The sequence below is a fragment of the Neisseria sp. P0009.S007 genome (assembly GCF_051962515.1).
This window is the reverse complement of the sequence record NZ_JBQCVF010000060.1, coordinates 1-12290: the sequence shown is the minus strand read 5'-3', so window position 1 is coordinate 12290 and position 12290 is coordinate 1. Positions and strand designations below refer to the sequence as shown.

Annotated in this window: 13 protein-coding genes; 5 read left to right on the top strand and 8 right to left on the bottom strand. The window is 50.5% G+C overall.

Translation table 11 applies throughout. From position 1 onward, the window contains the following. Both ACTHS3_RS07165 and ACTHS3_RS07160 read left to right on the top strand, forming a co-directional pair. A partial coding sequence (locus ACTHS3_RS07165; protein WP_440367533.1) for an SGNH/GDSL hydrolase family protein occupies nucleotides 1-512 on the top strand: 512 nt, incomplete at its 5' end. A gap of 119 nt (nucleotides 513-631) precedes the next feature. After that, on the top strand, nucleotides 632-979 hold the full coding sequence (locus ACTHS3_RS07160; RefSeq protein ID WP_036490595.1) for a CsbD family protein: 348 nt from the start codon (nucleotides 632-634) through the stop codon (nucleotides 977-979). 64 nt (nucleotides 980-1043) lie between these two features. Here ACTHS3_RS07160 and trpD read toward each other — a convergent pair whose 3' ends face one another. Further along, nucleotides 1044-2072 carry an anthranilate phosphoribosyltransferase gene (gene trpD / locus ACTHS3_RS07155; protein WP_440367531.1) on the bottom strand — a complete coding sequence of 343 codons (1029 nt, stop codon included), beginning with the start codon at nucleotides 2070-2072 and terminating at the stop codon, nucleotides 1044-1046. Between the two features lie 88 nt (nucleotides 2073-2160). Then, nucleotides 2161-2751 carry an aminodeoxychorismate/anthranilate synthase component II gene (locus tag ACTHS3_RS07150; RefSeq protein ID WP_003683598.1) on the bottom strand — a complete coding sequence of 197 codons (591 nt, stop codon included), beginning with the start codon at nucleotides 2749-2751 and terminating at the stop codon, nucleotides 2161-2163. A 175-nt stretch (nucleotides 2752-2926) separates the two neighbouring features. Between ACTHS3_RS07150 and ACTHS3_RS07145 the strand changes: the two genes are divergently transcribed. The 3 genes from ACTHS3_RS07145 to kdsA all read left to right on the top strand — a co-directional run bounded on the left by ACTHS3_RS07145 (nucleotide 2927) and on the right by kdsA (nucleotide 5847). After that, nucleotides 2927-4468: a YdgA family protein gene (locus tag ACTHS3_RS07145; RefSeq protein ID WP_128582723.1), complete on the top strand. Its 1542-nt coding sequence runs from the start codon at nucleotides 2927-2929 to the stop codon at nucleotides 4466-4468. Between the two features lie 78 nt (nucleotides 4469-4546). Then, the gene (gene panD / locus ACTHS3_RS07140; protein WP_128582724.1) at nucleotides 4547-4930 is read left to right on the top strand and encodes an aspartate 1-decarboxylase; all 384 of its coding nucleotides are present in this window, start codon (nucleotides 4547-4549) and stop codon (nucleotides 4928-4930) included. A 74-nt stretch (nucleotides 4931-5004) separates the two neighbouring features. After that, nucleotides 5005-5847, top strand: a complete 843-nt coding sequence (kdsA, locus tag ACTHS3_RS07135; RefSeq protein WP_003747068.1) for a 3-deoxy-8-phosphooctulonate synthase — start codon at nucleotides 5005-5007, stop codon at nucleotides 5845-5847. 69 nt (nucleotides 5848-5916) lie between these two features. Here the strand turns inward: kdsA and ACTHS3_RS07130 are convergent, their stop codons facing one another. The 6 genes from ACTHS3_RS07130 to trpE all read right to left on the bottom strand — a co-directional run. Then, entirely contained in the window at nucleotides 5917-6363 is a 447-nt protein-coding gene (locus tag ACTHS3_RS07130) for a hypothetical protein (RefSeq protein ID WP_004519812.1), read from the bottom strand. Between the two features lie 88 nt (nucleotides 6364-6451). Next, nucleotides 6452-8428: a DNA mismatch repair endonuclease MutL gene (gene mutL, locus ACTHS3_RS07125; protein ID WP_070587751.1), complete on the bottom strand. Its 1977-nt coding sequence runs from the start codon at nucleotides 8426-8428 to the stop codon at nucleotides 6452-6454. A 35-nt stretch (nucleotides 8429-8463) separates the two neighbouring features. Then, complete coding sequence (locus ACTHS3_RS07120) at nucleotides 8464-8946, bottom strand: GNAT family N-acetyltransferase (RefSeq protein ID WP_004519810.1); 483 nt, start codon at nucleotides 8944-8946, stop codon at nucleotides 8464-8466. A gap of 71 nt (nucleotides 8947-9017) precedes the next feature. Beyond that, complete coding sequence (locus tag ACTHS3_RS07115; RefSeq protein ID WP_070625381.1) at nucleotides 9018-10154, bottom strand: 5-(carboxyamino)imidazole ribonucleotide synthase; 1137 nt, start codon at nucleotides 10152-10154, stop codon at nucleotides 9018-9020. An 83-nt stretch (nucleotides 10155-10237) separates the two neighbouring features. Beyond that, on the bottom strand, nucleotides 10238-10807 hold the full coding sequence (locus tag ACTHS3_RS07110; RefSeq protein WP_004519807.1) for an RNA 2'-phosphotransferase: 570 nt from the start codon (nucleotides 10805-10807) through the stop codon (nucleotides 10238-10240). A 43-nt stretch (nucleotides 10808-10850) separates the two neighbouring features. Next, the coding region (gene trpE / locus ACTHS3_RS07105; protein ID WP_440367526.1) for an anthranilate synthase component I at nucleotides 10851-12290 on the bottom strand (1440 nt) is incomplete at its 5' end.

Genomic DNA, 12290 nt, shown 5'->3' with positions numbered 1-12290 from the left:
GCGCCGCTTTGCCTGAGGTGGATATTGTTTCTCCATCGGAAAACTGCCGTTCGTCGCATGATGTGTTAGAGCATATCAGGCAATGGACAGAGGGCGCGACTGTGGGAGACATTATCCACATCAATTGCGGTTTGCACGACATCCGCTACAATCAAGGCTGTAACGGGCCGGTGGCCGATATAGAAACCTACCGCAGCAACCTGACCCAAATTTTCGATTATCTGAAACAGACAGGGGCAAAAATTATTTGGGCGAGCAGTACGCCGTTTTTGGAAAGCGTACACAATATCGTCAAACCCTCGCGCCGCTATCTGGCCGACTTGAAGGCCTATAACCGTGTGGCGGAGGATTTGGCAAGGCAATATGGTTTTACCGTCAATGATTTATACAGTCTGATGTTTGAGCAGGATTTGACCGATGTGATGCTGTGCGATGGACTTCATTTCAATGAGTTCGGCAGTAAGATGATAGGCGAGGCAGTAGCCGAAGCGATATTGAAACAGTTGTGCTAACTTGACGTAATCCATTTTTATTATGTTTTTAATATTGAGACAGACTTTAAGTTGCAACCCAATATCTATTGGGGTATAGTGATTACTCTTATCAACATGAAACTAAGAAGGAATAAATGATGACTGGCAAATTAGATCAAATCAGCGGTGAAGTAAAAGAGAAAGCCGGCGAAGTTCTTGACGATTCCAAACTCAAAGCTGAAGGCGTAGTTCAACAAGGCGTCGGTAAGACAAAAGAAGTTGCTGCGGATGCTAAAGAAAAAGCAGAAAACTTTGCAGGTGAAGCCAAAGAAAAAGCGGCGCACTTCGCAGGCGAGGCTAAAGAAAAAGTAGAAAACTTTGCAGGTGAAGCTAAAGAAAAAGCAGCTCATTTAGCCGGTGAAGCCAAAGAGAAAGTAGCACACTTGGCTGAAGAAGCCAAAGAAAAAGCTGAAGGCTTGATTAATGATATTAAAAGCAAATTTTAATATTTAAAGAATAAAAGGCCGTCTGAAAGATTTTTCAGACGGCCTTTGTTTATGGTTTTAAAGTTTAGGCAAACTGTTTGCCAAATTCGATAAACTCGTCTTTTTTGGCTTTGGCTTTGCCGGAGTTGATGGCTTCTTGCGCGGCTTTGACACCGTCCGCCAGCGATGCGACCACATTTCCTGCGTAGAGCGCGGCGGCTGCATTGAGGACGACGATGTCGCGTGCGGCACCGACTTTGCCATCCAGCACTTCGTTCATTTTTTGCAGGGATTCTTGCGCGTTTTCGACTTTGATTTCGTCCAAATTGCGGCGGATTTCCATGCCGAAATCGGCCGGGCTGATATCGTATTCGGTGATTTTGCCGTCTTTCAGTTCGGCAACGCGGGTTTTGCCGGTCAGCGTGATTTCATCCAAACCGCCTTCGCCGCACACAACCAAAACATGCTTGGAACCAAGCTGTTGCAATACGCGGGAAAGAATGCCGCACAAGTCGATGTGGAACACGCCCAAGAGTTGGTTTGCCGCGCCGGCAGGATTGGTCAACGGGCCCAAGATATTGAAGATGCTGCGGAAGCCGAGCGAACGGCGGACAGGAGCAACATAGCGCATGGCGCTGTGGTGGTTGGGCGCGAACATAAAGCCGATGCCGGTTTGCTGAATGCTTTGGGCAACCTGTTCGGGGTTGAGGTTGAGGTTGGCACCCATTTGTTCCATAACATCAGCAGCACCGCTGGATGAAGAAACGGAGCGGCCGCCGTGTTTGGCGACTTTCGCACCTGCCGCAGCCGCGACAAACATGGAAGTCGTGGAAATATTGAAGGTTTTGGCACCATCGCCGCCTGTGCCGACAATATCGACCAAGTCATCGGCGTTTTCCAGCGGCACTTTAGTGGCAAATTCACGCATCACGCTGGCTGCAGCGGTAATCTCGGAAACGGTTTCAACTTTAATCCGCAGGCCGGTCAGGATGGCGGCGATTTGCTCGGGCGGAACTTGGCCGCTCATGATTTGGCGCATGAGGTCGGTCATTTCATCGTAGAAAAGTTCGTTGTTGCTGATGAGGCGTTCAATCGCTTGTTGAGGGGTAATCATGATTTTTCCTTTGTTCGTGTCCGATGTGATTCAGGCCGTCTGAAAATGCGGTTTGAACATTGTCAAACACATTTCAGACGGCCTTTCATTAAGATTTTTGCGGACGATAGTCTTTAAATTCTTCCAGGAAGTTTTTCAGCATATCGTGGCCGTGTTCGGTTAGCAGGGCTTCGGGGTGGAACTGTACGCCTTCGACGGCATATTCTTTATGGCGTACGCCCATGATTTCGCCGTCTTCCGTCCATGCGGTAATTTCGAGGCAGTCGGGCAGGGTGGCGCGGTCGATGGCCAGGCTGTGGTAGCGCGTGCAGTTGACCGGATTGGGCAGATCTTTAAACATGCCTGTGCCGTGGTGGAAAACGGGGGAGACTTTGCCGTGCATCATCGTTTGCGCGCGCACGACATTACCGCCGAACGCTTCGCCCATGGTTTGATGGCCGAGGCACACGCCCATGACGGGCAGCCTGCCGGCAAAGTGCTGCATGGCTGCAACAGAAATGCCTGCTTCTTTAGGGGAACAAGGGCCGGGGCCGATGACCAGATATTGAGGTTTCAGGGCTTCGATTTCTTCGATGGTGATTTCATCGTTGCAGCGAACCAAAACTTCCTGCCCCAATTCGGCAAAGTATTGGACGATGTTGTAGGTGAAGCTGTCGTAATTATCAATGAATAAAAGCATTTGCAAACCTTTAATGACATTTTGGCAGACAGGGTAAGGCCTGCCAAAAGTGTAAAAATCGTTTATGTTTGCATAATATCACAATCTTCCCCTAAAGGCCGTCTGAAACGGCGGATAAGACAAAACAGCTAAAAAATGCTATGCTTTACGCTTTGAACCTAATCTGTTTGAAGTGATGAAAAAGTATCTTATCCCGACTGCCGCCGTCGTTATCGCCGCTGCGCTTGGCACGCCTTACTATCTCGGTGTCAAAGCGGAAGAAAGCCTGACCGAGCAACAAAAGCTGTTGCAGGAATCCGGTTTCCTGACCGTTGAATCCCACCAATACGATCGCGGCTGGTTCAGTTCAACCGAGACGACCGTCATCCGCCTCAAGCCGACCCTGCTTCAAAATACGCAAAAATACCTGCCGGACAATTTGAAAACCGTCCTGCAAGAGCCGATTACGGTCATCAACCACGTAACCCACGGCCCGTTTGCCGGCGGCTTCGGTACGCGCGCCCACGTGGAAACCGAGTTCCAATATCATCCGGAAACCAAAAAGGTTTTGGACCGCTTCTTCGGCCAGCAAACGCCGTTGACCATGACCAATACGGTTTACCTTTCCGGCGACGGCAAACTCAGCCTCAATATCCCCGCCTTCGACTACGAAGAGCTTTCCGGCATCAAGCTCAACTGGAAAGGCTTTAGCGGCAATACCGATTACAGCCAAGGCTTCAAAAGCTATCGCCACGATTACCTTGCGCCGTCTTTGCAAGTCAAATTGGCCGACAAAGGCGATGTTTCTTTGGAAAACCTGCGCTTCCAATCCGAAACAGAAGACGGCCTGACCAAACTTGCTTTGGGTAAGAGCAGCATTACGCTGGATAAATTCCTGCTGCAATGGAAAGAAAACATCGATTACAACGTTAAGTTGAACGAGTTGGTCAACCTCGTAACCAATCTGCAAATCGGTGCATTCATCAATCCGACCGGCACGATTGCTCCGTCTAAAATCGAAGTCAACAAACTGCGTTTCGATACCCAGACCGGCGAAGTCGATAAATTCATCAACAGCGAAGGCCGCTTCCAATTTGAAAGCCTGACCTATGGCGAAGACAAATACGGCCCTCTGGACATTAATGTCGCTGCCGAGCATTTAGACGCCGCGTCGCTTTTGGCATTGAAAAACAAAATTGCCGAAGTGTCCGTGAAGAAAATGAGCGAAGAGGAAATTCAGGCTTCTTTGCTTCAGACGGCCAAAAACGAGGCTTCGGGTCTGTTTACCAACAATCCGGTTTTAAACGTCAAAACTTTCAAATTTACCATGCCTAATGGTGATGTCGATGTCAGCGGCAAGCTTGCCTTTAAAGGTTTGACGGCCAAAGACCTCAACAGCCTGGGCGATATGCTGAAGAAAACCGAAGCCGACTTCAACATGAGCGTACCGCAAAAATTGTTGGAGCAGCTTGCCGTCAACCAAGCCAGCAGCCTGTTTAGCGTCAATGCCGAAGATGAAGCCGCAGGCCGCGCCAGCATCGACGATATCAACGAGACCTTGCGCCTGATGGTAGACAGCACCATCAAAAGTATGGCAAGAGAAAAATATTTGACCTTAGAAGACGATAATGTCAAAACCCATCTGACTCTGCAAAACAGCGAGTTGAAATTAAACGGAAAAGTCCTTCAAAGCGACCCGGAACCCGAGTTTGACGAATCAGACTTTCCCAATAACTAATCCTCAATCACACAAACAGCGGTTTTAGCTTCACTGAAGTTAAAACCGCAAATCAACCCACAATCAAAAAGGAAACCCATGTTCCGTACCATGCTCGGCGGCAAAATCCACCGTGCCACCGTTACCGAAGCCGACCTCAACTACGTCGGCAGCATTACCGTTGACCAAGACCTGCTGGATGCGGCAGGTATTTGCGTGAACGAAAAAGTCGCCATCGTCAACAATAACAACGGCGAACGTCTTGAAACCTACACCATCCCCGGCGAACGCGGCAGCGGCGTTGTTTGCCTCAATGGCGCGGCCGCACGTTTGGTTCAAAAAGGCGACGTCGTAATTATCATGTCTTACGTCATGTTGTCCGAACCCGAAATTGCAGCGCATGAGCCGAAAGTCGTCCTCGTCGATGAGAACAACAAAATCCGCGACGTGATTTCTTATGAGCCGCCGCACACCGTGTTGTAATATTCAAACAAAGGCCGTCTGAAACGTTTCAGACGGCCTGTTTCCCAAATTCAACTTATCTGAAAGGCTTTGCCGTGAATATCCAAATCAACAACATCACCGTCAGCAACGATGCGCCCTTTACCCTTTTCGGCGGCATCAATGTCCTTGAAGACCTCGACTCTACGCTGAAAGCCTGTGAGCAATACGTTAAAGTAACCGATAAACTCGGCATCCCTTACGTTTTTAAAGCCTCTTTCGACAAGGCAAACCGCTCTTCCATCCACTCTTTCCGCGGTGTGGGTTTGGATGAAGGCATGAAGATTTTTCAAGCAGTGAAACGCGAGTTTAACGTTCCCGTGATTACCGATGTTCACGAGCCTTACCAATGCCAACCGGTTGCCGAAGTCTGCGATGTCATTCAGCTGCCAGCCTTCTTGGCACGCCAAACCGATTTGGTGGTGGCAATGGCGAAAACCGGCAATGTCATCAACATCAAAAAGCCGCAATTCCTCAGCCCGTCTCAAATGAAAAACATCGTTGAGAAATTCCAAGAAGCAGGCAACGAGCAAATCATTTTGTGCGAACGCGGCGCGAACTTCGGCTACGACAACTTGGTGGTCGATATGCTCGGCTTTGGCGTGATGAAAAAAACGTGTCACAACCTGCCCGTTATTTTTGACGTAACCCATTCCCTGCAAACGCGTGAATCCGGTGCCGCTGCATCGGGCGGTCGTCGCGCCCAAGTATTGGACTTGGCGCTTGCCGGCATGGCAACCCGCTTGGCCGGTTTGTTCCTCGAATCCCATGCCAATCCCGACCAAGCCAAATGCGATGGCCCAAGCGCATTGCCGCTTGCGCAATTGGAAGACTTCCTGACCCGTGTTAAAGCAATCGATGAAACCGTGAAATCGTTTGCGCCTATGGATATTCGTTAAAGGCAAATAAGTTAAAAGGCCGTCTGAACATTTTTTCAGACGGCCTTTTGTATTTTTTATTGCATTTATTCAAAACTCACAAGTAAAGCGATAGAGTTTTTCAGCAATTAAATTGTTTTTTATTTCAAACCATTGCAGTTCTTCGGAAGATAGGACTCCATATGCACTCAATTGATCCTTACTGTCAAAAAATGCAAAGTCTTCATATGCCATTTTTTGATTTTCACAGTCAATTTGGAGTTTAAAACGAGCTTTAATATAGTCCTTTCCTATCATATTCTTTTGACTATTTATTGAGTTATTTTTAGGCAGTGGCTTAGCTTTCTTATGACGTATCTCCATCAATAAACTTTGGGGTGAAAGCGATCGGATAAGAGTATTACCGTAGATCGATTTACTTTTATCGGGATAAGAATGGATTAATTGCCAATATTCAGGTTTGTCATATCTTATTTTTTCTGCATAAACAGGTTGTATCAATAAGGTGATCAGTATGAAAAATAGGGTTTTATTCATAGACGAGATTTTGCAAATAAGCTATCTAAAAACACATATTGATGTTTTCAGGGAGCTTTAAAGCTTTTGACTGCTCTTTATTACTGTATTACTGTCCGCGTAAAAACAACGCATCCAATTCTTTTAAAGTCAGTTTGACCCATGTCGGACGGCCGTGATTGCACTGGTTGCTACGCGGTGTGTTTTCCATATCGCGCAGGAGTGCGTTCATTTCGGGCAAAGTCAGTTGGCGGCCGGCGCGGACTGAGCCGTGGCAGGACATGGTGGCGAGGATGTGGTTTTCGTGTTCCTCGATGGTTTGGCTGCTGCCGACTTGGGCGAGTTCGCCCAATACATCTTTGGCCAGTGAAACGACGTCGGCTTTGCCGAGCATGGCGGGAACTGCGCGGACGGCAAGGGTATTGCCGCCCATGTCGGACAATTCCAGGCCAAAGCCTGCCAGCGTTTCGGCGTGATCGGCAAGGGAGGCGCATTCTTCGTGGGACGCGGCGAAGGTAACGGGGATGAGCAAGCGTTGGCTTTGCAGGTTGCCGTTTTCCTGACGTTGGAGTTTCATTTTCTCGTAGTTGACGCGTTCGGCGGCAGCGTGCATATCGATGAGCAACAGGCTGTCTTCGGCTTGGGCAAGGATGTAGATGCCTAAGAGTTGGGCGATGGCGAAGCCTAGTGGCGGCAGTTCGGATTGGGAGGGAAGGCCGTCTGAAAGCGGCGTATCTGTTTGGGGAGTAGGCGTTTCAGACGGCATATTACCGAAACATGCCTGCTCGAATTGGCTCAACTCAAGGTCGATGTCGTCGGTTTTTTTGTAGAGCTCGGCGTAAGTATTCATGGCCGCGCGGCTTTCGCGCAGAGACAGGCTGCGTTGTTGCGGCGCACGCGAGGCTTGGTAGGGCATGGGCGCGGTTTTGCCTGATGGACCAAAGGCATTGCGTGTATCGGGTTTGTTGCCTGTTGGGTAGTTGGATGCGCTATCAAACAGATTTTCGCTGTTGTTTTCAGACGGCATTGGTGCAGGAGTAACGCCGGTAATGTCATGCAACACTTCGCCTGCATTGCTGACGCTTTCGGTCAGGTCGGCGCGTGTATCGGCAAGGGCTTTGTTGAGCGTGTGGAACACGAGTTGGTGCACCTGCTGGCTGTCGTGGAAGCGGATCTCTGTTTTGGTCGGGTGGACGTTGACATCCACGGCTTCGGGCGGCAGGTCGAGGAAGAGGACGAAAGCAGGCGTCAGCGCGTTGTGCAATACGTCGCGGTATGCCTGCTTGACGGCATGGAGCATGACTTTGTCGCGGACAAAACGATGGTTGACGAAGCAGTATTGTTTGTCGGTTTTGCCTTTGGCAAAGGTCGGCTTGGCAATCGCGCCATAAAGCCGCAGCGCGCCATTGCCGCTGTCAATTTCCAATGAGGCCGTCTGAAAATCATCGCCGACAATGGCGGCAATCCGTTCATGCAGGCTTTGTGCAGGAAGTTTGAATACTTGTTTGCTGTCGCGTTTGAGTGAGAAGGCAATGTGCGGATGCGCCAGAGCGAGGCGTTCGAGCATGGTGGCGCAGTGGGCGTATTCGGTGTTTTCAGATTTGAGGAACTTGCGCCGCGCGGGGGTATTGAAGAAGAGTTCGGCAGCTTCGATGGTGGTGCCGACGGGGTGGGCGGCTGCCGTAGGACTGCTGAGTTTGCCGTCTTCGGCTTTGACTTGGGTCGCGTGCGAACTGTCTTCTTGACGGCTGGTCAGGGTCAGGCGGCTGACGGAGGCGATACTGGCCAAGCCTTCGCCGCGAAAGCCCATGCTGGCAACGTGTTCCAAATCGTTTAAGGTTTTGATTTTGCTGGTGGCGTGGCGGTGGAGCGCAAGCTCGATGTCGTCCGGATGGATACCGCTGCCGTTGTCGCTGACGCGAATTAGGCGGATACCGCCGCCGGCCAGCTCGACATCAATCGTTGTCGCTCCTGCATCGATGCTGTTTTCAACGATTTCTTTCAAGGCGTTGGCAGGACGTTCGACCACTTCGCCGGCGGCGATTTGGTTGACAAGATGGTCGGGCAGGGCGGCAATTCGGGACATCGGTTTCTTTCAAAAAGCAACGGCGGAAGGGGAATTTACAGGTATTTGCGCATCAATTCGCATTCGACGCGGACGGTTTTGTTCAGTTGCAACACGGCAGTGCCGAGCGATTCATAACGGTTGAGGCGATAGAAAGGCACGGAATTGAGCGAGGCATACAGTTTGAGAAAGCTGAGACCTGCATTTCGTGCCATTTCTTCGGAGCGGCTGAGCAGGGCCGTGCCCAAGCCGAGATTGTGGAAGAGCGGATGGACGTATAAGGCGTCCAGTTGCGCTTCTTTGAAATCGACTTGGAAGAAGCCTTGAATCAGCCCTTTGTATTCGACCACCCACAAGGCTTTGTTTTTATCGGAGATGGTTTCCAAATAGCTGTTGATGTCGAGCAGACTTTCCCATGCGTGCATAATGGTTTCATCGTAACTGCGGATGCAGGCGTATTGAACGGCATGCAGATGGGCGTTGTGTATGGCTTGGCAGTCTTTTTCGGTTGCCGGACGGAGGATGGTCAGAAGGCTCATGGCGGATGGTCGGAAAAATTGATTTCAGACGGCCTTTGGCAACCAAAGGCCGTCTGAAAAAGTGGGTAAGGTTACAGGCTTTGATGTAAGGTTTGTGCAGTTTGGAACGCGTTGTCCGCATCATTGGCCAAGACGGTAAAGTGGCCCATTTTTCGGCCTTTGCGCGCGGCTTTTTTACCGTAAAGATGCAGATGTGCATTCGGGTTGCTTTGCAGCGGCAGCCATTCGGGTTCGTCGCCGTCTTTCTTCCAAACGTCACCCAAAATATTCGCCATACAGCAAGAGCTCAGCAATTTGGTGTCAGCCGGAGGCAGGTTGCACATCAGGCGAACCTGTTGCTGGAATTGGTCTGTCGCGCAGGCGTCGATGGTATGGTGGCCGGAATTGTGCGGACGCGGGGCGATTTCGTTGACGACCAATTCATGTGTGTCGCCGACAACAAACATTTCTACTGCCAATACGCCGACGTAGTTCAACCCATCGGCCAAACGCTGCGCCATTTGTCGCGCTTGTAGCTGAATGTCGGCACTCAGTCGTGCAGGGACGATGGAGTAGGCGAGGATACCGTTTTCGTGAATGTTTTCGGCAGGGTCGAAAGTTTGCACGTTGTCATTGTTCAGACGGCATACGATAACGGAAATCTCGCCGCGCAAGTCCACCATTTTTTCCAAAACGCAATCCACGCCGCCGTGTTCGGCAAACGCGGCTTTGAGTTCATCCAATGTTTTTACGCGGATTTGGCCTTTGCCGTCGTAGCCCAAAGTGGCGGTTTTCAGGATACCGGGCAGAAATTGTATGCTTTCTTCAGTGATGTCTTCGGTCTTGCAAACTGCTTGATACGGCGCGGTTTGCAGGCCTGCTTTGCGTATCCATGCCTTTTCCTGAATGCGGTTTTGCGCGATGGCAACACAGTCGCCGCTGGGGGAAACATTGGTGTGTTTGGCGAGAAAACGCATCGCGTCGGCATTGACGTTTTCAAACTCAGTCGTAACTGCCGCGCATTTTGCCAATTCTTCCAAAGCAGTTTGGTCGTCAAACGGCACGCATAAATGACGGTCGGCAAATTCTGCTGCCGGCGCATTCGGGTCGGGATCGAGTACGGTTACTTTGTAGCCCATGGTTTTGGCAGCAACAGTAAACATTCTGCCTAATTGTCCGCCGCCAAGAATGCCGAGCATAGCAGGAGGGAGGATGGGGGATGTGTTCATGGATAATCGCTTTATGAAGAAATTGGGTAGGGTGTTTGCAGGCCGTCTGAAAATGGTTTTACGGCTTCAGACGGCCTGATGTTTTAAAGTTTGCCGATAAATTGCGGCGGAACGTTTTCAGTTAACCATACGCCGTTGTCCGCCAAATAAAATTGATGTCCTGCTGCAAGCATGGCGACAGTGTCGATGGTCAATACAACCGGTTTGCCGTGGCGAGAGCCGACGTTGACGGCTGTTTCGGCATCGGCAGACAGATGGACAAAATGACGGGAGGCAGAATGCAGACCTTGTTCCAATATAGACGGAACAGAGCGCTCAGCCGTACCGTGATACAAAATCTGAGGAGGCGTTGCCACTTTGTGTTCAACCTGAACTTGTGCCGTCGAATGACCTTGTGCAGCGCGGATGCGTTTGCCGTCTTCAGAAAGGGTAAACCGTTTTTTATCATTGTTTTCGACCACTTCCAGCAATACTTCGTAGGTCAGCGGATTACCTGTAAAGCCACGCTCGGGATGATTTACCTGCGTCAGTAGGGTATCAATATCCACCCAGCCGTCTTTATCCAAAGTAATGCCGATTTGCTCGGGATGGTGGCGCAAGATAAAGCTGAGGAATTTGCTGACGGATTTTAATTGTTTTTCGTTGAGTATCATAATCTTGTTGTTTATTTATTTCAGAGTGCAGGCCGTCTGAAAATTATTTATCCAATCCTTCTTGCACCATTTGCGCTGCGCGGATTACTGCGCGGGCTTTGTTTTGGGTTTCCTGCCATTCGGAGGTTGGGTCAGAGTCGGCAACTACGCCTGCGCCGCTTTGGACGAAGAGGGTATTGTTTTTAATCACGGCGGTGCGGATGGCAATGGCCAAATCCATGTCGTTGTTGAAACTCCATACGCCGACTGCGCCGCCGTAGATGCCGCGTTTGCTCGGTTCGACTTCTTCGATGATTTCCATGGCGCGGACTTTGGGGGCACCGGAAAGTGTGCCTGCCGGGAAGGTGGCGGCGAGGATGTCCATGTTGGTCATGCCGTCTTTCAGACGGCCTTCGACATTGGAGACGATGTGCATCACATGGGAGTATTTTTCAATCACCATTTTGTCGGTGACTTTGACTTCGCCGGTTTTACTGATACGGCCGACGTCGTTGCGTCCTAAGTCAATCAACATGACGTGTTCGGCAATCTCTTTGGCATCGCTCAGCAGGTCTTGTTCGTTGGCAAGGTCTTCGGCTAGTGTTTTGCCGCGCAGGCGTGTACCGGCGATAGGACGGACGATAACATCGTCGCATTCGCGGCGGACGAGGATTTCGGGCGAAGAGCCGACAATATGGAAATCGCCGAAATCGTAGTAGAACATATACGGCGATGGGTTCAGCGTACGCAGGGCGCGGTAGAGGGCAAGCGGATTGTCGGTAAATTCCATGCTCATGCGTTGGCTGGGGACAACCTGCATGCAGTCGCCTGCAAAGATGTAGTCTTTGATTTTGTTGACGCAGGCTTTGAAAGGTTCTTCTCCAAATTCGCTGACTGCTTGCGTCTGCTTGCTGCCGAGGGAAAGCGGGATGGCGCAACTTTGGCGTAACTGGGTACGGATGTCTTCAAGACGTTCGCGCGCGTGTTCGTAGCTATTGGCTTGAGAGGGATCGGCATAAACAATCAGGTAGATTTTGCCGCTTAGATTATCCACTACGGCAAGCTCTTGCGAGAGCATCAGGAGGATGTCGGGCGTACCGAGCGGATCGGCTTTGGCTGTATGTTTCAGGCGGTGGGCAAAATGTTCGAAATTGTAGATGGTTTCATAACCGAAATAGCCGACCAGGCCGCCGGTAAAGCGCGGCAGGCTTGGGATTTCGGGCGTTTTGAAGCGGTTGTGGAAGGCTTCGATAAAGGGCAGGGGATTGCCGTCGTGTTGTTCGACGATTTCGCCGTTTTGATACACATCGACATGTTTGCCGCTGGTTTTGAGATAGTGGCTGCAAGGCAGGCCGATAAAGGAATAGCGGCCGAAGCGTTCGCCACCGACAACGGATTCGAGCAGGTAGGTGAAAGGCTTGTTGGCAAGTTTGAGGTAGATTGAGAGCGGTGTGTCCAAGTCGGCAAGCAGCTCTTGAACGAGTGGAATGCGGTTGTAACCTTG